The sequence below is a fragment of the Pseudomonas chlororaphis subsp. aurantiaca genome, assembly GCF_013466605.1.
GTDB classification, from domain to species: Bacteria; Pseudomonadota; Gammaproteobacteria; order Pseudomonadales; family Pseudomonadaceae; genus Aquipseudomonas; species Aquipseudomonas chlororaphis_I.
The window spans coordinates 1,343,027-1,362,846 of the sequence record NZ_CP059162.1; the positions used below are offsets into that span (position 1 = coordinate 1,343,027).

A 19,820-nucleotide genomic window follows, 5' to 3' on the forward strand; every position below is an offset into this window, starting at 1 on the left:
TTCCCGTTTATGGAGAAACAAAAAATGGCAACCCGCCAAACCTACACCGTGCTAGTTCCATTCCCTGCCGGCGGTGGCCACTGGTCGAGCGTCGGCCAGCAACTGGAACTGCTCGATGTCGAGGCCAGTGCCCTGCGTGCAGCCGGCCGCCTGGAACTGACCCGCGTCCTTGCGGCGCGCCAACAGGCCGAACCGGCCACCCCGTCCACCAAGGCCTTGAAGGCCGCTGCCAAGAAGGCTGAATAACCATGGCTGAGGTTCTGAACTTCGAGCACAACGGCATTACCGTCAATGCCACCGAATCCCCCGAGGCCATGGGTGGCCTGGGTGACAACGTCATCGGTCTGGTCGGCACCGCGCCGAAGGCCGACCCGCTGATTCCGCGCAATGCGCCGTTTCGCATCAACAGCTTCACCACCCAGGCCCTGCTGGATCCGACCGGCGCCGAGGAAGGCACCCTGTATCACGCGGTTTACCAGATCCTCAAAGTGGTCAAGGTCCCGGTCTATGTGGTGATCGTCGACGAGGGCGCGACCCCGGCCGACACCGTCAACAACGTGATCGGCGGCGTCGATGCCACCACCGGCCGCAAGCTCGGCCTGGCGGCCCTGGGCAGCGTCCCGGAAGACCTGACCATCATCGGCGCGCCGGGCTTCACCGGTACCAAGGCGGTGGCCGGCGAGTTCGCTTCTTTCGGCAAGCGCATCAAGGCCCGTGTGGTGCTGGATGGCAAGGATGTCTCGGTCGCCGACCAGGTGACCTACAGCAAGGAGCTGGGCGGCGCGGACCTGGGTTTCGACCGCTGCCTGGTGGTGCACAACATGCCGGCCGTGTACTCCAAGGCGGCCAAGAAGAACGTGTTCCTGGCGCCGTCGAGCCTGGCCATCGCCGCGCTGGCCAAGGTCAAGCAGTGGGAAAGCCCGGGCAACCAGGTGACCTACGCCGAAGACGTTTCGCGCACCGTGGAATACAACATTCTCGACACCTCGACCGAGGGCGACCTGCTCAACCGCTACGGCGTCAGCTACTACGCCCGTACCGTGCTCGGCGGTTTCTCGCTGCTGGGTAACCGCTCCATCACTGGCAAGTTCATCAGCTATGTCGGCCTGGAAGACGCCATCAGCCGCAAGCTGGTCAAGGCCGGGCAGAAAGCCATGGCCAAGAACCTGACCAAGTCCTTCATGGACCAGGAGGTCAAGCGCATCAATGACTGGCTGCAGACCCTGGTTGCCGACGAAACCATCCCGGGCGGCAGCGTGTACCTGCACCCCGAGCTGAACAGCGTCGAGAAGTACAAGAACGGTACCTGGTACGTGGTCATCGACTACGGCCGCTACGCGCCGAACGAGCACATGGTGTATCAGCTCAACGCCCGCGATGAAATCATCGAGCAGTTCCTGGAGGATGTTCTCTAATGTTTACCAACCGCGTAAGACAGGCCATCGCGGCCACCCTGCAAGGCCTGCCGTTGTCGGCGACCGTGGAAGAGTTCACCCCGCCGAAGATCGAATTCGACATGGAAGAGATGCGCGGCGGGCGCTTCATCGCCGAAGAAATGGCCAAGGGCGGCAAGGTGCTCAATGCCAAGCTGACCCTCCAGGGCGTAGGTCCGGAAATCATGCTCGCCCTCGGCGTGAGCGTGGGCGACGACATTCTGTTGAATGTGCGTGAAGCCGGCCAGGACCAGGATGGCAACACCTACTTCACCTACCACACGGTCGGTGGCAAGTTGAAATCCCTGGAAGAGACGATGCTGAAAATGGGTGAAAAGCCCAAGACCAACCTGGAGCTCAGCTGCCGTACCTACAACCGCCTGGAAAACGGCGTGCCGGTGATCGACATCGACGTGCGCACCCAGAAGTTCATGCTCAACGGCGTCGACATCCTCGGTGACGCGCGCCGCGCTGTGTTGATGCCGTAACCCGTAACACCTCCCCTCTGTAGGCGCGAGCCGGCTCGCGATGACGGCCTGACAGTCCGCATCGCCAGCGCTGTTCATCTGCTGTCGCGAGCCCGCTCGCTCCTGCCTTTTACATAGGAATTCATTCATGTCCTGGACGCCTCCGATCCATGTCCTGCTGTGCCCGATCACCGCCGACGACGAGTCGCAGATCGCGCAGATTCAGCTCAAGCCATTGTTCTACGCTGCGCAGAAAGAAGCGCTGGCCCGCGCCGGCGACGATGAGGACGATCAGTTCTTCGAGCTGGCCAAGCTGGCGACCGGCCTGTCGGTGAAAGAGCTGGACCAGCTCAAGCGACCGGACTACGTGAGCATTGCGCAGTACGTTCACGAGATGTCGACCCGTCCGACCGCCCACTTTCTCAAACAGGCCGAGGGCGAGATCAACGAGGACAACCCGGACCAGGTGCAACTGCTGTTGCCGCTGGCCGTGGCCGGCCGGGACGTGACCTCGCTGACCCTGGAAATGCCGGCGCTGCGGGCGACCAAGGCGATGAAGAAACTCAAGACGGCCAAGGAACGCGCCGAGTTCATCACCGCCCACTGCACCGGCCTGATGATTCCCGATCTTGCCCAGCTGACGGTACCCGACTGGACCCAGCTGCAGGTTCGCATCGACGATTTTTTAAACAAACCGGCGGCCTTCTTTCGGAGCGCGACATCGAAGTGATTCTCGATGTGGTGCCGCTCATTTACTCGGTAAGTGAAGCGGAAATCCTGGAGTGGGACGCCGGCAAGGCCTTGCGCCGCTACGACATCGCGATCACTCGCCTTGGCGTGAAACAGGAGTAGAGCGGGATGGCGGACGATAAGTTTTCGCTCAAGTTCACCGCCGTCAAGGAAGGCTGGTTGACGTTCGGTGACATCAGGTCGGTCGACCTGAACACGCCCGTCGCGAGCATCGCGCCGTCGGGTGGATTGGCAGCCCAGCCCAAGGATCGACTACCCGGTCTTGACCGGGCACTGGATACCCTCAGCGCCGATATCGGGTTGCTGGTGACCAGCCTCGACGCCCTGAACCTGACCCTGTCGTCGCAACGTCTACGGCAGGCAGTGGTGGTCGGCCAGTCTGCTGGCGCCAAGGGGGAGCCGGCAGGTGGACAAAAAGGTGCGGGCAAGGCAGGCGGCATCGAGCCGCCGAACCTGCTCAAGCCTGCGATCAGCATGAGTTCGGCGATGGCCGATCTGGGGCGCGTACTTGATCTCTCGCCATCTCGGCGCGCGGAGGTGGTACGGGAGAACCAGCGGATGGCCAGCGCGCCGCTGATAGCCGCTGGAGGGACGACCGCCGTCGATCTGGCGAAGGTCGAATATGCGGCAGCCAAGGCAGGCATCGGCAGTGATCAGCACTCTGCGCAAGACAAGCAGCAGGCGTTGCTGACCTTTGCCGGAGCCGCGGCGATTACTGCAACGGCATTCAAGGTATCGGCCACCGATGCCGGGGAGATGATGGCCGGCTGGCGTACGTCGATGAACCTCGACGCCAAACAGGCCCTCGATCTCGCGGATGCGACCAATCACCTGGGCAAGGCCCCGGGGGATGCCGAAGCCGCAGATATTGGCGCTATTCTCCAGCGTCATGGTAGCGCTGCGGCCTCGGCCAGGTTGGCGCCCGAGCAAGCGGCGGCGCTTTCGGCGGCGTTGCTCAATAGTGGTACATCGAAGGCCGATGCAGGCCTGGCGTTCAGTAACATCGTCACTGCCCTGGGCAAGGGCGAGCAGGCTTCCGCGGCTCAGCGAGTCGCCTGGAGCGAACTGAAGCTGGATCCCCGGGCGGTCGCCGACGGGCTGCGCGAGAACGCCCAGGGTACAGTGATATCGGTGTTGGCAGCCTTGAATGCGCAACCCGCCGAGAAACGCTCGACACTGGCCGGTGCGTTATTTACCGAAGGCGATCAGGCGGCATTGCGCCTGTCGCGGAACCTGCCAGAGGTTCAGCAAACCTTCTCCCAGGTGGCCGACAAAGGCCAATACGCTACATCGGAGCTGGGTGACAAGGGTTCGGTACGGCAGTCCGCATTGGCGCAGTCGAAGACCCAGCAAACCACCTGGAACTGCTTCGAGGCGCGCACCGAGCGACTGTCCACTGCCGTGGGCAACGCGTTGGCACCGGTAGTCGACAGTACGCTTGCTCCTCTTGGCGAGTTGGTGGATGGCCTCAGCGAACTGGCCGAAACCTTTCCCAAGGTCACGGCCGGCCTCGTGCTGCTCGGCGCGGCGCTGAGGTTGTTGGTCAGCAAGCAGGGCAAGGCGGTGGTAGACGAGGTGTTCAACCGCGGCGCCAAACGCATCCTCGACGGTGCAGGCGCTCGCCAGCCCGGCGCTCCAGGTCCTTCGGGCGGTCCCAGTGCTCCGAGTACCCCGAGCGGTCCGAGCATAGATGTTCCCCAGGAACAACGTTCCAAAGGCAAGGCCGCAAGGAGGGCCGCTAAAAAGTCTGCCCAGAAAACGCCGAAAGCCACGGCCGCTGTTCCACATGCAGGTTCGTCCTTTGCTTTCGGTCTGTCCGGGTCGCAGGCCTCGGTTCGTTCCCTGAGCCGCAGGGCTCCAGGGCCGGCGAAGTACCTCGGCGCCGCGGTGGATGTCGCCGAAGGCCTGGTGACCGGCGATACCCAGATGCTCGCTTCTGGCCTGGGAACCGCTGGTGGCGGCTGGGCGGGAGCCTCCGCGGGGGCTGCCCTCGGCGGGGCGATCGGCAGTGTCGTGCCCATTATCGGAACGGCTCTCGGTGCGGCCGTCGGTGGACTGTTCGGCGGCTATTATGGCGGTGACTACGGCGCCAGCCTGGGCGACAAGCTCGGCGCTCTGGTCGATCGCCTCAGCTCGCCGGAGCAGGTCAAGAACGACCTGGTGGGCGGCCAGCCGGCGAACCCGGCGGGTGCCGGCCAGGCAGTCAGCCCGCCGATCACCTTCGCCCCGGTCATTCAGATCAGCGGGCCTGATCAAGCCAGCTCCCAGCATATTGCCAACCTCGTGCTGCAACAGCTCAGGGCGCAGTTCATACCCTTGATGATGACCGATCCACTCGCGGTAAGACGCGGTGCCGCCCTGAGCGATGGAGGTGTTTGATGCGACAGCAAATGGTGCTGGGCAGTTTTATTTTCGGCCAGTCGCGGGGGTTCGCTTACAGCTCTCTGGTGCGCAAGTCGAGTGGTGGTTGGGTGAGTCTGGAGATTCTCACCAGCAAGCCTAAATCCAGCCAGACCGGTCAGGGCCTGCAAGGGCTGACAATCAGTGGCAAGTCCATGCGTGCTATCGCCATGACGCGGCTCGATGAGTTGCGCGCCTTGCAGGCGTTGCGGGTGCCGCTGCCGCTGGTCGATGGCATCGGCCGCAACTGGGGTCTGTGGCGAATCGACAGTGTGTCCGAGAGCCAAAGCTACGTGATCGATGACGGCACGGCGATGGTCAACGACTGGGTCATAGAACTGACGGAGTTCATCAATGCGTAAGGTCAGAAGCATTGCCGGCGATTCGGTGAACCTGTTGCTCTACCGCGAGCTTGGTCGCAACGACGATGCCGCCGAGGAAGCACTCTGGCGGCTCAACCCGGGGCTGGCCGAGCATGGGCCGGTGCTGCCGGCGGGGCTCTGGGTGAAACTGCCCGAGCTGGAGACCCGGCCGGTACTCGCTACGCCGGTATCGGCCTGGGATTAAGGAGGCGACATGGCACTTGGATTTACGCCGTCGGTAGAGATCTACGGCGCCAACGCGGCGCTGCTCAATGAGCGTCTGGTGCAATGGCAGCACATCGACGCGGCCGGGATCGAATCCGATCAACTGACCCTGACCCTCGATACCGAAGGGCTCGACGGGTTGCCCAGCCTGGGCGGCCGCATCGGCTTTCGGGTCGGTTACCTGGAGTCGGGCATGGTGGACAAGGGGCAATTCATCATTGCCCGGCGTACACCCTTCCTGTACCCCATGCGCCTGGTGTTGGTGGCCACCGCCGCGCCGTTCAAGGAGAGCGACGAGACGGGTTTCAGGCGTCGCCGATCCGCCAGCTATGGGCCGATCACCCTTGGCGCGCTGTTTCGTCAACTGGTCACCCGCCACGGGTTTTCGCCGCGGGTGGCGCCGGAGCTCGATGGGGTACAGATCGCCCATGTCGATCAGTCCAACGAAACCGACATGAGTTTTCTGACGCGCCTGGCCAGGGAGTACGGCGCGGTGACCAAACCGGTGAACGGCCTGTATGTGCTGGCTCGCAGCGGCCAGGTCAAATCCCTGTCGGGCCAGGCGCTGCCGGATGTGCGCTTGTCGGTGACCCGGGATAACCGCCCGGGGGATTCGGCCTTCATTTCGGCCAAGGTCGATGAGGAAAGTCGCTCGAAATTCCAGGGCTGCCAAAGCACCTGGTGGGACAGCGCTGCTGCCAAGGAGCGAGTGGTGCAAGTCGGTAGCGCGCCCTTCAACAAGCTGGGCCAGCGCCGGGCCAGCGAGCAGGAAGCCCTGGCCGCGGCCATCAGCGAGATGCGCAGGCTGGAGCGTGAGGCGCGCAATATCCAGATCGAGTGCCCTGGCAACCCGGCGTTGTCGGCCGAGGGGCTGGTCCTGCTCGACGATACCTGGCCCGGCTTCATGCGGGGACGCTGGTCGATCAAGAAGGTGACCTCCAGCGGCTCTCGCACCCAGGGTTATCGCTGCACTCTCTCGGCCAAATGCCTGGAGCCCCAGCCGGACTGAGTATGCCCGGCGCAACGGCGGCCCGATCTCTCTGGCCGTCCGCAACCTTCCCCCTGTCACCCCCCTGATAAAGCTCAAGCGCATGTGGGGGGAGGGGAGCGTTCGCCCTTCGTGCATCCACCAATGGCTGCTGGGTATCGCCCTCGTTTTTCTTATCTCATTCGATTCTGGAGCTTCTTCATGAAGATCACTCCGCTCCTCACGCAACTGCGCGATCACTGCCCCGGCCTGGCCAATCAGGTGGCCGTCGGCGTCGATCTCGCGCTGCTGCAAAGCAATACCGCGTTGCCCACCCCCAGTGCCCATGTGACGCCGATCGCCGATCTGGCCAGCCCGAGCAGCGGGCAGAACGTCACCCGCCAGGCCATCCGCGACCGCTTTGTGATCACCCTGGTACTGGATGCCAGCGACGGCCGGCAGGCGCTGGAGCAACTCGAAAGCCTGCGGGCCGAGTTGTGGCGGGCGCTGGTGGGGTTCAAGCCGGGCGCGGACTACAACCCGATCGAATACGACGGTGGCGAGCTGGTTTCGCTCAGTGCCACGCGGTTGTTCTATCAGCTGCGCTTTTTCGCCGAGTTCCAGCTGGGACGCAACCTGGCCAGCCAGCCGGCGGAAACCTGGCGTGAACGTGAACTGGACGGCCTGCCGTCCTTTACCGGGGTCACGGTGCGGGTCGATGCCATCGATCCGGCGGACCCCAACCTGCAACACCCGGGGCCCGACGGGCGCCTGGAACTGACTTTCTCTGGAGACGTAACGCAATGAGCAAACGCATCACTGTGCTGCCGGCCGCGGGCCGCGCCGTGCCGGACCCCGAAGCCGGCGACCTGCTGCCGCTGGAAGGCCGTGAAGTCGACGACAACGCCTGGTGGCGCCGGCGTCTGGCCGATGGCGATATCACCCTCAAGGCCGCGAAGGCGGCCAAACCACAAGGAGCCAAATAATGGCGATCGGATTCAGCAATATTCCGGCGGACATTCGTGTGCCGCTGTTCTACGCCGAGATGGACAATTCGGCGGCCAATAGCGCGTCTTCGGCCATGCGTCGACTGATCGTGGCCCAGGTCAACGACAACGTCGCACCTGCCGAAACCGGCAAGCTGGTGCTGGTGTCCAGCGTCGCGCTGGCCAAGAACATCGGCGGTCAGGGCTCGATGCTCGCCTCCATGTACGAGACCTGGCGCAAGACCGACCCGATCGGTGAGATCTGGTGCCTGCCGCTGCACAACGTCGAAGGCAGCGTGGCCAAGGCTGAGCTGAAGTTCACCGGCACCGCCAGCGAAAGCGGCGTGTTCAACCTGTATGTCGGTGGTGTGCGGGTTCAGGCCGCCATCGTCAATGCCGCCACCGCGGCTCAGGCCGCCAGCGCGCTGGCGCTGAAAATCAATGCCGCCGCCGACCTGCCGGTGAGCGCCGCCGCGGTCGAAGGCACCCTGACCCTGACCGCCAAATGGACCGGCGACAGCGCTAACGACATCAGCCTGCAGCTCAACCGCCTGGGCAAGAGCAATGGCGAAGAAACCCCGGCTGGCTTGAGCGTGACGGTCGGTAAAATGGCCGGTGGCGCCGGCGTGCCGGATCAGGTCGCTGCCCTGGCGGCCCTGGGCGATGAACCGTTCGAGTTCATCTGCATGCCGTGGACCGACACCGCGACCCTCAACGCCTGGCAAGCCGTCATGGATGACAGCACCGGTCGCTGGTCCTGGGCCAAGCAACTGTTCGGTCACGTCTACAGCGCCAAGCGCGGTACCGTCGGTACCCTGGTGGCGGCCGGTCAGGCACGCAACGACCAGCACATCACCATCCAGGCCCTGGAGCCGGGCGTACCGCAGCCGTTCTGGGTGCAGGCCGCCGCACTGGCCGCGCGCACCTCGGTGTTCATCTCCGCCGATGCCAGCCGTCCGACCCAGAGCGGCAGCCTGCCGGGTGTCGATCCGGCGCCGGCCAGCGAGCGTTTCACCCTGACCGAGCGTCAGTCGCTGCTCAGCTACGGCATCGCCACCGCCTACTACGAAGGCGGTTACGTGCGCATCCAGCGTTCGATCACCACCTACCAGAAGAACGCCTACGGCCAGGCCGACAACTCCTACCTGGACAGCGAAACCATGCACCAGTCGGCCTTTATCGTGCGCCGCCTGCAAAGCGTGATCACCAGCAAGTACGGGCGCCACAAACTGGCCGCCGACGGTACCCGCTTCGGTGCCGGCCAGCCGATCGTCACCCCGAGCACCATCCGCGGCGAGCTGATCGCCCAGTACGCCAAGCTCGAACTGGAAGGCCATGTGGAGAACGCCGAGCTGTTCGCCGAGCACCTGATCGTCGAGCGCGACAGCCAGGACCCGAGCCGGGTCAACGTGCTGTTCCCGCCGGACTACATCAACGGCCTGCGAGTGTTTGCGCTGCTCAACCAATTCCGTCTGCAGTACGACGCGGCGGCCTAAGCCGAGCCGCTTTCACTGCGCTTTTCCAGCCCGCCCCGCGCGGGCTCATTTTTTGGGAGAAACACCATGGGTCAACTGATTGCGGGCACCTGCTACGTCAAAGTGGACGGCGCTCAACTGACCATCAACGGCGGCTGCGAGGCACCGCTGATGTCCGTGAAACGGGAAACCATCGTGCCGGGTTTCTACAAGGAAACCGACATTGCCCCGTCCTTCAAGGTCACGGCGCTGCACACCCCGGACTTCCCGCTCAAGCAGCTGGTGGCCGGTTCCGACATGACCGTCACCTGCGAATTCAGCAACGGCAAGGTCTACGTCCTGGCCGGCGCCTACCTGGTGGAAGAGCCGGTTTCCAAGGGTGACGACGCGAGCATCGAACTGAAGTTCGAAGGCATCAAGGGGACCTGGCAATGAGCGATAGCGTAAAGCTGCGTGTGGCCATCGAAGCCCACGGCGAACCGCTGACCGAACTGACCCTGCGCCGCCCGACGGTGCAGCAAGTGCGGGCGATCAAGGCGCTGCCGTACAAGATCGACAAGAGCGAAGAAGTCAGCCTCGACATGGACGTCGCGGCCAAGTACATCGCGGTCTGTGCCGGCATTCCTCCGTCCTCGGTCAACCAGCTGGACCTGGCTGACCTCAACGCCCTGAGCTGGGCGGTCGCGAGTTTTTTCATGAGTGCGGCATCGGAGCCATCAGCGACCTGATCGCGGTTGCCTATGACCTGGCCTGGTTCTGGAAGGTTGACCCCGAACAGATGATGGCCAGGCCACTGGATGTGCTCCGGGAGTCCCTGGAGCACGCGCAACGGATCAATGCGATGCAGCAGGTGCAGTGATGGCGAACATCAATCAAAGCTTGAATCAGACGAGCATCAAACAGCGCCTGAGCGTGACCCATGTGCAGACCACGGTGAACATGCTGGTGGTCATGCAAGGCATGCAGAAACTGGACGCCGAGCTGGGCGAGGTTCGTTCGAAAGTCAGCAACTTCAAGAAAAGCATCGAAGACAGCGGCCTGGGCGGGCTGGATTTTTCCGACCTGATCAAGGGCGGTGGCCTGGCCGCGCCTTTCGTGGCGGGGGTCAATTCCGCCATCGAATTCGAGAACCAGGCCGCGCGGGCCAAGCTGGTGGCGCAGGGCATCGAACCGCCCAAGGATGTGCTGGGCGAGACGGGCACCAACCTGAAGGCGTTCAGCGACAGCGTCGACGATATTTCGCAAAAGTTCGGCAGCGCTCTGCTGCCGGCGGTCAACTCGGTAGTGACCGCCGTGCAACCGCTGCTGGGCTTTGTGGCGAAGGTCATTGAAAGCAACCCGCAGCTGGTCCAGGGCCTTGCCGCCGGCGCCTTGGCCTTCACCGCGATCCGCGGCGCCATGACCCTGGCTTCGTCCGCCGTGACCCTGTTCAGCAGCGGCCTGCTGGCCTCGCCCATCGGCCTGATCGCCCTGGGAATCGCGGTTGCAGCGGGCCTGATCGTGGCCAACTGGGAGCCGCTGTCGGCGTTTTTTGTCACCCTCTGGGCAAGCATCAAGGACGCCGCCACGCAACTGATGGCGGGGTTGAGGACTGTCTTCGGCTGGACCCCGCTGGGCATGGTGATCGCCAATTGGGGATCGATCACGGGCTTTTTCGCCGGTCTCTGGGAGCAGCTCAAGACGATGGCCGCGTCAGTGGGCGACTTCTTCAAGCAGGTGTTTTCCTGGACGCCGCTGGGGCTGGTGATTGAGAACTGGACGCCCCTGAGCGGCCTGTTTTCGGCGCTGTGGGAGTTGCTCAAGGCGTTGTCCGTCCCGGCGATGGACTTCCTCAAAGGCCTGTTCGACTGGACGCCGCTGGGGATGGTGATCAACAACTGGGGAGCGATCAGCGGCTTCTTCGCTTCGCTCTGGGCTGGCCTGCAAGGTCCGGCGCAACGGCTCAAGGCCTTCTTCATCGGGCTGTTCGACAGCTCGCCGCTGGGGCTGGTGATCAATAACTGGGGCGCCATCAGCGCCTACTTCGCCTCGCTCTGGGCCGGCCTGCAAGGTCCGGCGCAACGGGTGAAGGACTTCTTCGTCACCTTGTTCGATACCTCGCCACTGGGGATGGTGATCAATAACTGGGGCACGGTCAGCACCTACTTCGACTCCATCTGGGCAACCCTGAAAAGCGCGGCGCAGGTCATCAAGGACTTTTTTGTCACCCTGTTCGAGTGGTCGCCCGTGGGGCAGGTCATCGCCAACTGGCAGCCCATCAGCGATGTGTTCGCGGCCCTCTGGGATGTGTTGAAAGCCCTGGCGGCGCCGGCCCTCGAGTTTATGCGCGGCCTGTTCGAGTGGTCGCCCCTGGGGCAGATCATCAAGAACTGGGAGCCGATCACCGAGTGGTTCAGCGGCTTGTGGCAACGGCTGCAGGCGGTGATCGCACCGATCAGGGAACTGTTCGACGGCGGTTTCGCCGGCTTTGTCGCCCGCGTCACCGGCAAGGTGGAAAACCTCACCGAGGCGCAGCGGCAAACCAATGCCGAAGGCAAAGGCGCGCTGGCGCCGGCGTTTTTCGGTGGCGGCCAGCCGGCGCCGGCTTCTTCGGCGCTTTCCGGCGGCCTGCCGCAAAGCTCCAGCTCGCTGCTGCAACAGAGCGCGGCCAACAACCGCACGCAATTGCAGGGCGGGCTGACGGTGAGTTTCGAAAACGCCCCGGCGGGCCTGCGTACCAGCGCGCCGCAAATCAACCAACCCGGCGTGGCGCTGTCGTCGCGTGTCGGCTATCGCTCACTTTCGCTAGGAGGTTCCAATGAGCTGGCGTGATCGTTTGTTGCCGGCGTCGTTTCGTGGCGTCGGGTTCTGGGTCGACCAGGCGAAAACCCCGGTCGGCCACAAGGGCCAGTTGCACGAGTACCCGCAGCGTGACCTGCCGTTCTACGAGAGCCTGGGACGGCAGGCGCGGACCCACGACCTGACGGCGTTCATCGTCGGCGCCGATTGCCTGGAGCAGCGTGACAAGCTGCTCCAGGCGCTGGAGCAGGGCAGTGGCGAACTGGTGCATCCGTGGCTGGGGCGCCTGCAGGTCAAGGTCGGCGAATGCGAGATGACCCAGAGCCGCCAGGACGGCGGCCTGGTGACCTTCACCCTGAAGTTCTACCCCGACCAGCCGTTGCAGTTCCCCAGCGCCACGGTCAACACCCGTCAGCTGTTGCTGGTGTCGGCCGACAGCCTTATCGGCTCGGCGGTGCGCCGCTTCGAGGAGGCCATGACCCTGGTCAAGGCTGCGCGCATCGGCATCGCCGATTTGCGCAACAGCCTCAAGGAGGTCTACCAGACCATCGAGCAGGAACTCAAGCCGCTGATCGACACCTACCGCGATCTCAACCTGCTGGTGCGGGCGATCAAGGACCTGCCCAAGGAAGTGAGCGCCGAGTTCAAGGGCTTGCTGGGGGACATCAAGGACCTCAAGGACTATGCGCGCAATGGTTACCGCGGCGTGCTGGCCAACGTTTCGCAGCAGGTCGAGGCGGTGAAGAAGATCGACACACCGAAACTCACCACCGGCAAGGACACCACCGCCGCGGCGCAAGCCATGGCGGACCTGGTGCAGGACGCCGTGCTGGTGCGGATCGCCCAGGCCGTGGCGTCGCTGCCGGTGGCGACCCCGGCGGTCAAACTGAGCGGCACGCCGTCGCTGGCCAAGCAGGCGATCCAGCCGGTGACCCGTGCGGAAGTACCGGTGGCCGACGAGGTACTGGCGCTACGCAACTCGATCAACGAGGCGATCTGGCAGGCGGCGGAAAAAGCCGACGCTGTGCACTACGAGGTGCTCAACGGCCTGCGCCAACTGGTCTACGGCCACCTCACCGCGGTGGCTTCGTCCGGTGTGCGGCTGGTGGTGAAGAACCCGATGCAGAGCCTGCCGACGGTGGTGCTCGCCTACCGGTTGTTTGGCGACGCCACCCGGGCACCCGAAGTGCAGCAGCGCAACGGCGTGGCCCATCCCGGTTTCCTGCCGCCGACCAACGTCAAAGTGGCGGGGGAGTGAGCCATGAGCAACTTCGATAACCGGGTGCTGTTGACGGTGGACGGCCAGGATTACGGCGGCTGGAAAAGCGTCGAAATCAGCGCCGACCTGGAGCGGCAGTTTCGCACCTTCAAGCTCGACGTGACCTGGCAATGGCCGGGGCAGACCCTGGACCAGCGTATTCGCCCCGGAGCCAAGTGCCAGGTGCGCATCGGCGCCGACCTGTTGCTCAGCGGCCATGTGTTCAAGGCGCCGATCAGCTATGACGGTCGGCAGATCGGCCTGAGCATCGAGGGCAGTTCCCTGACCCAGGACCTGGTGGATTGCGCGGCGATCAACCAGCCCGGCCAATGGCGCGAACAGAGCCTGCTGAAAATCGTCCAGGCCCTGGCCGCGTCCTACGGCGTCGGGGTGGTCAGCGAGATCGCGGAAACCACGCGCTTGAGCAGCCACAGCATCGTGCCCGGGGAAACCGTGTTCCAGTCCATCGACCGCCTGCTGACGTTGTTCCGGGTGTTCTCCACCGACGACGCCGAAGGCCGGGTGCTGTTGGCCCGGCCGGGCAGCGGCGGGCGCGCGGTGGATGTGCTGGAGCTGGGCAAGAACATCCTCGCGGCCAGCGCGCCGATGGACTTCAGCCAGGTGTTTTCCGAGTACCGGGTGATCGGCCAGCACAAGGGCAACGACCAGAAAAGCGGTGCCGCGGTCAGCGAAGTGTCGGGCGTGGCCAGCGACAGCACGGCCAAGCGCAAGCGGGTCACGGTGATCAACGAGCCGGCCCAGCTGACCCAGGAACTGGCCCAGCAACGGGCCGACTGGGAAAGCGCCATCCGTACCGGCAAGGCCCTGACCAGCACCTACAAGGTGCAGGGCTGGCGCCAGAGCAACGGCGAGCTGTGGCGCCACAACACCCTGGTGCGGGTGATCGACCCGGTGCTGGGTTTCGACCAGGACCTGCTGATTTCCAAGGTCACCTACTCGCTCTCCGAGCAGGGCTCGATCACCACCCTGCAAGTGGCGCCGCCCCATACCTTCGACGCCAGTCCCGTGCCACCCAAAACCTGATGCCGCCCTATCCGCAGGAGTCGCTCCTGCAAAAAGCGCAGGCTTCGCCGCCAAGGACATTTCCATGAGCCTACTGACACGCCTGTTGGCGCGCGGCACCGTCGTGCTCGCCAACTCGGCCAACAAACTGCAATCGCTGCAAATGCGCCTGACCGCCGGCGAAGTGAACGACGACATGGAGCACTTCGAACCCTACGGCTTCACCAGCAACCCGCTGGCCGGCGCCGAAGGCATCGCCACCTTTCTCGGCGGCGACCGCTCCCATGCCGTCGTGCTGGTGGTCGCCGACCGCCGTTTTCGCCTCAAGGCCCTGGCCCCCGGCGAAGTGGCGATCTACACCGACGAAGGCGACAAGATTCATTTCAAGCGCGGGCGGATCATCGATATCGAGACCGCCACTCTCAATATCCGCGCCAGCAGCGCGGTGCACATCGACACCCCGACCCTGACCCAGACCGGCAAGATCGTCTCCCAGGGCGATCAGGTCGCTGGCGGCATCAGCCAGATCCAGCACGTGCATGGCGGCGTGCAGCCAGGTAGCGGGCAGACCGGCGCGCCGGCGGGAGGCCAATGATGTTTATCAGCCAAGACCTGCACCGCGCACTGACCCGTTCCGTGCTGATCAGCCTGTTCACCTGGCGCCGCGCGGCGGACGACGACCCGCTGGATGACGAGGAGCGCTTCGGCTGGTGGGGCGACAGCTTTCCTACCGTGGCCGACGACCGCATCGGCTCGCGGCTGTGGCTGCTGCGGCGGGTCAAACTCACCCGCCAGACCCAGCTCGACGCCGAGTTCTATGCCCGCGAAGCCCTGCAGTGGCTGATCGACGATGGCCATTGCAGCGCGGTGGAGATCATCAGCGAACGTCTCGACGACCAGCGCCTGAACCTGCGCACGACGCTGGTCCTGGCCAACGGTGAACGCCTGGACATCAACCCCGATAACAGTTGGCAGGTGACCTATGCCCTTTGATACCCCTTCGCTGCCGGTGCTGATCAAGCGCACCCAAAGCGACCTGGCCAGCGATGCGCTGCGCCAGTCCGATGCGCAAGTGCTGGCCCGCGCCCTCGGTGGCGCCGCCTATGGCCTCTACGGCTACCTGGACTGGATCGCCGATCAGATCCTGCCGGACAAGGCCGACGAGTCGACCCTGGAACGCATCGCCGCGCTGCGCCTCAACCAGCCACGCAAGGCCGCCCAGGCGGCCAGCGGTTCGGTGAGCTTCAGCGCCGCGGCGGGCGCGGTACTGGACGTCGATACCCTGCTGCAGGCCAGCGACGGTCGCACCTACAAAGTCACCGCCGCCCGCACCACCAGCGCCGGCAACAACAGCACCACCATCCAGGCCCTCGACGCCGGTACCCTGGGCAACGCCGAGGCCGGCCTGGACCTGATCCCGGTGCAACCGATCCAGGGCATCGGCAACAGCTTCACCGTGCTCGCCCCCGGCCTGAGCGGCGGCGTCGCCGCGGAAAGCCTGGAATCGCTGCGCGCGCGGGTGATCCGCTCCTACCGCATCATCCCCCACGGCGGCTCGGCCCAGGACTATGAAACCTGGGCGCTGGAGTGCCCGGGGATTACCCGCGCCTGGTGCCGTGGCAGCTACCTGGGGCCGGGCACCGTGGGCCTGTTCGTGATGCGCGACGACGATGCGCAACCGATCCCCAATGCCGAGCAACTGGCGGAGGTAAAGGCCTATATCGAACCGCTGCGCCCGGTGACGGCCGAGTTGCATGTGCTGGCGCCGCAGCAGTCACCCGTGACCTACAGCCTGCGGCTGTCGCCGGACACCAGCGCGGTACGCGCGGCGGTCGAGGCTCAGCTGCGCGATCTGCACAACCGCGAGGCCGGCCTGGGCGACACCTTGTTGATCAGCCATATCCGCGAGGCCATCAGCAGTGCCGCCGGCGAGAACGATCACCGGCTCAGCGCACCGGTCGCGGATGTCCCCGCCGCCAGTAACCAGTTGCTGACGTTCGGAGGTTGCGTATGGCTGGAGTAAGAACCGCCGCGCAGTACCAGAGCCAGCTGCGCAGCCTGCTGCCCAGCGGCCCGGCCTGGGACCCGGAGCGGGTGCCGGAACTCGAGGAGGTGCTGGAAGGCGTCTCCCAGGAACTGGCCCGCCTCGACGCCCGCGCCGCCGACCTGCTCAACGAAATGGACCCCGCTGGCGCCAGCGAGCTGGTGCCGGACTGGGAGCGGGTGATGAACCTGCCCGACCCCTGCCTGGGTGCGACCCCACTGTTCGACGACCGCCGCCTGGCCGTGCGCCGGCGACTGCTGGCCGTCGGGAGCCAGGCGCTCGCCTACTACATCGAGATCGCCCGTAGCCAGGGCTATCCGAATGCCACCATCACCGAGCACGAAGCCCCGCGCATGGGCCGCGCACGGTTTGGTGACGCGCATTTCGGCACATGGCAGGCGCAATTCATGTGGACGCTCAACACCGGTGGACGACTGCTCCTGGGCCGGCGCTTTGGCGCGAGTTACTGGGGCGAGCGTTTCGGCATGAACCCGGGCTCGGCCCTGGAATGCCAGATCCACCGCAGCGCACCGGCCCATACGCGGGTGCACATCAATTATGACTAGGGGATAGACCGATGGATTATCCGAAAAGTGTGCCCAGTGCCGGGTTGGTCAACGGCAGGTTCGTCGATGAGAACCCGCTGACCGGCACGCCGGGATCGCTGATTCCGGCGGACTGGGGCAACGGGGTGACCCAGGAACTGCTGGCCGTGATCACGGCGGCTGACCTGACACCCAGCGAGGCGAACCTGACACAGCTGCTGAGCGCGATCCGCAGCATCAGCCGCAAGAGCGCGGGGTTGGGTATTCAGCGCTTTACCGCCAATGGCAGCTTCACCGTGCCGGAGGGGGTGACGAAGATTTGGTTGAGTGGGTGTGCGGGTGGGGGGGGTGGCGGTTCGTGTCCAGCTGGAACGACCGGATCCGCATCCGGCGGCAGCGGCGGTGGTGCTGGCCAGCCGGCCATCAAGGTACCCGTCACCGTCACTCCTGGCCAAGTGATCCCCATCACGATTGGAGCGGCGGGTGTGGGGGGCGTCAGCGGAGTCAGTAACCCGACAAGCGGAGGAAACACGCTCGTGGGTGTGGGGGGCGCTTTGTTGGTGCTGAGTGGCGGAGGCGCCGGTAACTCGGGGGCAAATCTTCCTGTAGACCGTGTGGCCGGTCCCAGAGGGGGAGAGGGATTTCCCGCCGGTGGCGATGCTACTGACTCTCAGGCCCAGGTGACGGCAGGACTGTCGGGGGCTGGCGCAAGCGGGCCATTTGGTGGCGGTGGCAGCGCCTGTCGGTATGGAACATCGGGAGGGTATGCGGCACGGGATGCCTACGGCTTCGGGGCTGGCGGCAGCGGCGCGGGAGGTTGGTATGTGTCTGGTGCCTTGGCCGTCTCGGGGGGGCGCGGTGCTCCTGGTCTGATGATCATTGAGTGGTGAACATATGACTAAGCAAGTTCTTTACTGCCTTGGGTCCGGGGTGGTCATCGAGTGGCAGGACACTGAAGTACTGGCCTACGCGGCGACAGCCGAGGGCAACAGTGTCCTGCAGGTGACGGCCGAGCAATGGAAGCAGAAAGATGCGTTGCATTTCGTGCTGGATGGCGAACTGACTCGGGTCGATGGACCTCCACCCTCTGCTGCTCACTACTGGGACGGTAGCCAGTGGTCGCTGGACTCCCTGGAGGCCGCAACCATCGCCGAACAGGAGGCGGAGCAACTTTGCCGGCGAGTGGACGCGGAGGCTGACGCCGCCCGGCAGATGCTCGGCGGCGACCCGCTGCGTGCCATGGAGTATGCCCAGGCCGCCAGCGACGCCCAGGCGTTCAAGGAGGCCGGCTACCCGAAAAAGGCAGTGCCCCTCGCGGTAAGCGCCTGGGTAGTGAAAGGCCGTACCGCCAAGGCAGCGGCCGACCAGATTCTCGACAAGGCGGCCGAGCTCAACAGCAAGCTGTTCGCACTTCGCACGCTGCGCTTGCAGGCAAAAGAGCGCATCCGGGCTCAGGCCAGCAAGGGCAAGCAGGAAGCTGCGAAAGACGCCTGCGAGGCAGCGATTGAGGCGATTGGCAAGGTTGTCGGCGACTGATCCGGCCTTTGTCGGGCCTGTCTTTCATAAACATGCTATGGCGCTCACTGCAACGTGGGCGGCTTTTCGCACAGGGCTCCCTGAGCAAGGGGGATTGCAGGGCAATGATATGGATTATCCGAAAAGTGTACCCAGCGTTGGCTTGGTCAATGGCTGGTTTGTCGATGAGAACCCTCTGTCGGGCACACCGGGATCGCTGATTCCCGCCGCCTGGGGCAACGGGGTGACGCAAGAAATCCTGAATGTCATCAAGGCCGCCGGCCTGGCACCGGACGAAGCGAAAAACGACCAGTTGGCGCTGGCGATCGCAGCCCTGGTCGACTTCACCAAGCTGAAGAACACCCCAACCACCTTGAGCGGATATGGCATCACTGATGCCGGCGGGCGCTTGTTGGCAGTGAAGCAGTTCGACACCGTCGGCGTCACGGTCTATCGCCCCAACCCCAAGGCCAGGCGTATTCGGGTCCGCCTGGTCGGTGCGGGAGGCTCCGGTGCCGGTTGTCCGCCGGTAGCGGCCACTTATCAAAGCCTGGGCGGTGGCGGAGGGGCTGGCGCCTATGCGGAGAGTCTTTACGACGTGACTCCGGAAATGTTGGCGGGTGTACCCATCACACTGGGTGCCGGTGGGGCCGCTCGAACCAGTATGGGGGCCGCGGGAGGTGCTGCGTCGTTTGGCAGCCTCATGAGCGCCGCAGGGGGAGGAGGGGGGCAGATTCTGACCTTCGTATCTAACACGCCAGGATTTGTCCAGGGCGGCATGGGCGGCCAAGTCGTAACGGGTGGCAACCTTGCCAATGCGCGTGGTGCAACGGGTGGTTATGCGATGAGCAATCCCAATTGGGGCCTGCTTTCTGGATGGGGAGCCGCCAGCCCGTTCGATGGCGGCGGCCCCTTCAACGGGGTGAATGGCAATGGCAATGCGGGTCAGCGAGGTTCCGGCGGCAGCGGCAGCTGTTCGAGCAATCCATCTGCTTCGTATGTGAGTGGCTCCGGCGGCAACGCCTTTTGTGAAATCTGGGAGTACGAATAATGGCCCTCTATGCACGAGTCGAAGACGACGTTGTCGTCGAACTGATCGAGACCGGTGGCTTCATGATTTCCCAGCTGTTTGCCGCGGATTTTCTGAGTTCGATGGTCGCTGTCCCTGAGGGCGTCGAGGTTGAGCTGGGGAAGCCGATCTACCTTCCCGAGGTTGCACCGCTTTCCCCCGTGGTGGACGTGGCGGAGGCAGTGGCGCTTGCTCCCGAAGTGCGAGTCAAGGCGACTGACGAGGATGCTCTGGTTCAGGAGCGCAACTGGCGTCAATCGATGCTATCGACCAGCCAATGGCTGGTGACCCGCCATCGTGATGAACAGGAGCTGGGGCGGGGCACGACGCTGACGGCGAAACAGTACCTGGAGTTGCTTGAGTATCGCCAGGCACTGCGTGATTGGCCCGCCTCCGATAGCTTTCCCGAGATGACCGCCCGACCGTCGATTCCAGTGTGGTCAGTGAGTTTTTTTCATACAGCCGATTGATCGAGGGCTGCGTTTATTTCAAATGGATCAGCAGCGTATGTATCTGCATCGCG

General features: G+C 64.4%; 25 protein-coding genes. All 25 read left to right on the forward strand.

Going from position 1 to position 19,820, the window contains the following annotated elements; all coding sequences use genetic code 11:
* Window positions 1-24: 24 nt before the first annotated feature.
* The 25 genes from H0I86_RS05995 to H0I86_RS06110 all read left to right on the forward strand — a co-directional run bounded on the left by H0I86_RS05995 (window position 25) and on the right by H0I86_RS06110 (window position 19,767).
* A complete protein-coding gene (locus H0I86_RS05995) occupies window positions 25-246 on the forward strand; it encodes a hypothetical protein (RefSeq protein ID WP_180924371.1) in 222 nt (73 codons plus the stop codon).
* 2 nt (window positions 247-248) lie between these two features.
* Window positions 249-1,415 carry a phage tail sheath protein gene (locus H0I86_RS06000; RefSeq protein WP_180924372.1) on the forward strand — a complete coding sequence of 389 codons (1,167 nt, stop codon included), beginning with the start codon at window positions 249-251 and terminating at the stop codon, window positions 1,413-1,415.
* On the forward strand, window positions 1,415-1,921 hold the full coding sequence (locus H0I86_RS06005) for a phage major tail tube protein (protein WP_023969819.1): 507 nt from the start codon (window positions 1,415-1,417) through the stop codon (window positions 1,919-1,921). Before H0I86_RS06000 ends, H0I86_RS06005 begins: the two co-directional genes overlap by 1 nt.
* Before the next feature lie 127 nt (window positions 1,922-2,048).
* Complete coding sequence (locus H0I86_RS06010) at window positions 2,049-2,630, forward strand: phage tail assembly protein (protein WP_081362543.1); 582 nt, start codon at window positions 2,049-2,051, stop codon at window positions 2,628-2,630.
* Entirely contained in the window at window positions 2,627-2,752 is a 126-nt protein-coding gene (locus H0I86_RS32035) for a hypothetical protein (protein WP_003184823.1), read from the forward strand. Before H0I86_RS06010 ends, H0I86_RS32035 begins: the two co-directional genes overlap by 4 nt.
* Window positions 2,753-2,758: 6 nt before the next feature.
* Entirely contained in the window at window positions 2,759-5,029 is a 2,271-nt protein-coding gene (locus tag H0I86_RS06015) for a phage tail tape measure protein (protein WP_180924373.1), read from the forward strand.
* Window positions 5,029-5,412: a phage tail protein gene (locus H0I86_RS06020; protein WP_180924374.1), complete on the forward strand. Its 384-nt coding sequence runs from the start codon at window positions 5,029-5,031 to the stop codon at window positions 5,410-5,412. The genes H0I86_RS06015 and H0I86_RS06020 overlap by 1 nt, the downstream gene beginning before the upstream one ends.
* Complete coding sequence (locus tag H0I86_RS06025; protein WP_023969822.1) at window positions 5,405-5,617, forward strand: tail protein X; 213 nt, start codon at window positions 5,405-5,407, stop codon at window positions 5,615-5,617. The genes H0I86_RS06020 and H0I86_RS06025 overlap by 8 nt, the downstream gene beginning before the upstream one ends.
* Before the next feature lie 9 nt (window positions 5,618-5,626).
* Window positions 5,627-6,646: a contractile injection system protein, VgrG/Pvc8 family gene (locus tag H0I86_RS06030; protein WP_180924375.1), complete on the forward strand. Its 1,020-nt coding sequence runs from the start codon at window positions 5,627-5,629 to the stop codon at window positions 6,644-6,646.
* Window positions 6,647-6,826: 180 nt separating this feature from the next.
* Complete coding sequence (locus H0I86_RS06035) at window positions 6,827-7,411, forward strand: phage tail terminator protein (RefSeq protein WP_180924376.1); 585 nt, start codon at window positions 6,827-6,829, stop codon at window positions 7,409-7,411.
* The gene (locus H0I86_RS06040) at window positions 7,408-7,590 is read left to right on the forward strand and encodes a DUF2635 domain-containing protein (RefSeq protein WP_007923975.1); all 183 of its coding nucleotides are present in this window, start codon (window positions 7,408-7,410) and stop codon (window positions 7,588-7,590) included. Before H0I86_RS06035 ends, H0I86_RS06040 begins: the two co-directional genes overlap by 4 nt.
* Window positions 7,590-9,086 carry a phage tail sheath subtilisin-like domain-containing protein gene (locus H0I86_RS06045; protein WP_180924377.1) on the forward strand — a complete coding sequence of 499 codons (1,497 nt, stop codon included), beginning with the start codon at window positions 7,590-7,592 and terminating at the stop codon, window positions 9,084-9,086. Before H0I86_RS06040 ends, H0I86_RS06045 begins: the two co-directional genes overlap by 1 nt.
* A 66-nt stretch (window positions 9,087-9,152) precedes the next feature.
* A complete protein-coding gene (locus tag H0I86_RS06050) occupies window positions 9,153-9,500 on the forward strand; it encodes a phage tail tube protein (protein WP_007923973.1) in 348 nt (115 codons plus the stop codon).
* Complete coding sequence (locus H0I86_RS06055) at window positions 9,497-9,793, forward strand: phage tail assembly protein (RefSeq protein WP_180924378.1); 297 nt, start codon at window positions 9,497-9,499, stop codon at window positions 9,791-9,793. The genes H0I86_RS06050 and H0I86_RS06055 overlap by 4 nt, the downstream gene beginning before the upstream one ends.
* Before the next feature lie 130 nt (window positions 9,794-9,923).
* The gene (locus tag H0I86_RS06060; protein ID WP_180924379.1) at window positions 9,924-11,876 is read left to right on the forward strand and encodes a phage tail family protein; all 1,953 of its coding nucleotides are present in this window, start codon (window positions 9,924-9,926) and stop codon (window positions 11,874-11,876) included.
* Entirely contained in the window at window positions 11,863-13,101 is a 1,239-nt protein-coding gene (locus tag H0I86_RS06065) for a DNA circularization protein (protein ID WP_009047312.1), read from the forward strand. The genes H0I86_RS06060 and H0I86_RS06065 overlap by 14 nt, the downstream gene beginning before the upstream one ends.
* Window positions 13,102-13,104: 3 nt before the next feature.
* Complete coding sequence (locus tag H0I86_RS06070) at window positions 13,105-14,145, forward strand: phage baseplate assembly protein (RefSeq protein WP_180924380.1); 1,041 nt, start codon at window positions 13,105-13,107, stop codon at window positions 14,143-14,145.
* Between the two features lie 64 nt (window positions 14,146-14,209).
* A complete protein-coding gene (locus H0I86_RS06075; protein ID WP_180924381.1) occupies window positions 14,210-14,719 on the forward strand; it encodes a phage baseplate assembly protein V in 510 nt (169 codons plus the stop codon).
* Complete coding sequence (locus tag H0I86_RS06080; protein WP_007923962.1) at window positions 14,719-15,117, forward strand: phage GP46 family protein; 399 nt, start codon at window positions 14,719-14,721, stop codon at window positions 15,115-15,117. The genes H0I86_RS06075 and H0I86_RS06080 overlap by 1 nt, the downstream gene beginning before the upstream one ends.
* Window positions 15,107-16,147: a baseplate J/gp47 family protein gene (locus tag H0I86_RS06085; protein WP_038581716.1), complete on the forward strand. Its 1,041-nt coding sequence runs from the start codon at window positions 15,107-15,109 to the stop codon at window positions 16,145-16,147. Before H0I86_RS06080 ends, H0I86_RS06085 begins: the two co-directional genes overlap by 11 nt.
* On the forward strand, window positions 16,135-16,734 hold the full coding sequence (locus H0I86_RS06090; protein ID WP_009042430.1) for a YmfQ family protein: 600 nt from the start codon (window positions 16,135-16,137) through the stop codon (window positions 16,732-16,734). Before H0I86_RS06085 ends, H0I86_RS06090 begins: the two co-directional genes overlap by 13 nt.
* Before the next feature lie 11 nt (window positions 16,735-16,745).
* Window positions 16,746-17,603 carry a glycine-rich domain-containing protein gene (locus tag H0I86_RS06095; protein WP_101336991.1) on the forward strand — a complete coding sequence of 286 codons (858 nt, stop codon included), beginning with the start codon at window positions 16,746-16,748 and terminating at the stop codon, window positions 17,601-17,603.
* 4 nt (window positions 17,604-17,607) lie between these two features.
* Window positions 17,608-18,249 (forward strand): hypothetical protein, encoded by a 642-nt coding sequence (locus tag H0I86_RS06100; protein WP_180924382.1) that lies wholly within the window; start codon window positions 17,608-17,610, stop codon window positions 18,247-18,249.
* 109 nt (window positions 18,250-18,358) lie between these two features.
* Window positions 18,359-19,279 carry a glycine-rich domain-containing protein gene (locus H0I86_RS06105; RefSeq protein WP_180924383.1) on the forward strand — a complete coding sequence of 307 codons (921 nt, stop codon included), beginning with the start codon at window positions 18,359-18,361 and terminating at the stop codon, window positions 19,277-19,279.
* On the forward strand, window positions 19,279-19,767 hold the full coding sequence (locus H0I86_RS06110) for a phage tail assembly chaperone (RefSeq protein ID WP_180924384.1): 489 nt from the start codon (window positions 19,279-19,281) through the stop codon (window positions 19,765-19,767). Before H0I86_RS06105 ends, H0I86_RS06110 begins: the two co-directional genes overlap by 1 nt.
* Window positions 19,768-19,820: the final 53 nt, after the last annotated feature.

What these genes read in the sequence shown, in the direction of transcription:
- H0I86_RS05995 (WP_180924371.1), top strand. Translation starts at nt 25, where the DNA reads ATGGCAACCCGCCAAACCTACACCGTGCTAGTTCCATTCCCTGCCGGC.
- H0I86_RS06000 (WP_180924372.1), top strand. Translation starts at nt 249, where the DNA reads ATGGCTGAGGTTCTGAACTTCGAGCACAACGGCATTACCGTCAATGCC.
- H0I86_RS06005 (WP_023969819.1), top strand. Translation starts at nt 1,415, where the DNA reads ATGTTTACCAACCGCGTAAGACAGGCCATCGCGGCCACCCTGCAAGGC.
- H0I86_RS06010 (WP_081362543.1), top strand. Translation starts at nt 2,049, where the DNA reads ATGTCCTGGACGCCTCCGATCCATGTCCTGCTGTGCCCGATCACCGCC.
- H0I86_RS06015 (WP_180924373.1), top strand. Translation starts at nt 2,759, where the DNA reads ATGGCGGACGATAAGTTTTCGCTCAAGTTCACCGCCGTCAAGGAAGGC.
- H0I86_RS06020 (WP_180924374.1), top strand. Translation starts at nt 5,029, where the DNA reads ATGCGACAGCAAATGGTGCTGGGCAGTTTTATTTTCGGCCAGTCGCGG.
- H0I86_RS06025 (WP_023969822.1), top strand. Translation starts at nt 5,405, where the DNA reads ATGCGTAAGGTCAGAAGCATTGCCGGCGATTCGGTGAACCTGTTGCTC.
- H0I86_RS06030 (WP_180924375.1), top strand. Translation starts at nt 5,627, where the DNA reads ATGGCACTTGGATTTACGCCGTCGGTAGAGATCTACGGCGCCAACGCG.
- H0I86_RS06035 (WP_180924376.1), top strand. Translation starts at nt 6,827, where the DNA reads ATGAAGATCACTCCGCTCCTCACGCAACTGCGCGATCACTGCCCCGGC.
- H0I86_RS06040 (WP_007923975.1), top strand. Translation starts at nt 7,408, where the DNA reads ATGAGCAAACGCATCACTGTGCTGCCGGCCGCGGGCCGCGCCGTGCCG.
- H0I86_RS06045 (WP_180924377.1), top strand. Translation starts at nt 7,590, where the DNA reads ATGGCGATCGGATTCAGCAATATTCCGGCGGACATTCGTGTGCCGCTG.
- H0I86_RS06050 (WP_007923973.1), top strand. Translation starts at nt 9,153, where the DNA reads ATGGGTCAACTGATTGCGGGCACCTGCTACGTCAAAGTGGACGGCGCT.
- H0I86_RS06055 (WP_180924378.1), top strand. Translation starts at nt 9,497, where the DNA reads ATGAGCGATAGCGTAAAGCTGCGTGTGGCCATCGAAGCCCACGGCGAA.
- H0I86_RS06060 (WP_180924379.1), top strand. Translation starts at nt 9,924, where the DNA reads ATGGCGAACATCAATCAAAGCTTGAATCAGACGAGCATCAAACAGCGC.
- H0I86_RS06065 (WP_009047312.1), top strand. Translation starts at nt 11,863, where the DNA reads ATGAGCTGGCGTGATCGTTTGTTGCCGGCGTCGTTTCGTGGCGTCGGG.
- H0I86_RS06070 (WP_180924380.1), top strand. Translation starts at nt 13,105, where the DNA reads ATGAGCAACTTCGATAACCGGGTGCTGTTGACGGTGGACGGCCAGGAT.
- H0I86_RS06075 (WP_180924381.1), top strand. Translation starts at nt 14,210, where the DNA reads ATGAGCCTACTGACACGCCTGTTGGCGCGCGGCACCGTCGTGCTCGCC.
- H0I86_RS06080 (WP_007923962.1), top strand. Translation starts at nt 14,719, where the DNA reads ATGTTTATCAGCCAAGACCTGCACCGCGCACTGACCCGTTCCGTGCTG.
- H0I86_RS06085 (WP_038581716.1), top strand. Translation starts at nt 15,107, where the DNA reads ATGCCCTTTGATACCCCTTCGCTGCCGGTGCTGATCAAGCGCACCCAA.
- H0I86_RS06090 (WP_009042430.1), top strand. Translation starts at nt 16,135, where the DNA reads ATGGCTGGAGTAAGAACCGCCGCGCAGTACCAGAGCCAGCTGCGCAGC.
- H0I86_RS06095 (WP_101336991.1), top strand. Translation starts at nt 16,746, where the DNA reads ATGGATTATCCGAAAAGTGTGCCCAGTGCCGGGTTGGTCAACGGCAGG.
- H0I86_RS06100 (WP_180924382.1), top strand. Translation starts at nt 17,608, where the DNA reads ATGACTAAGCAAGTTCTTTACTGCCTTGGGTCCGGGGTGGTCATCGAG.
- H0I86_RS06105 (WP_180924383.1), top strand. Translation starts at nt 18,359, where the DNA reads ATGGATTATCCGAAAAGTGTACCCAGCGTTGGCTTGGTCAATGGCTGG.
- H0I86_RS06110 (WP_180924384.1), top strand. Translation starts at nt 19,279, where the DNA reads ATGGCCCTCTATGCACGAGTCGAAGACGACGTTGTCGTCGAACTGATC.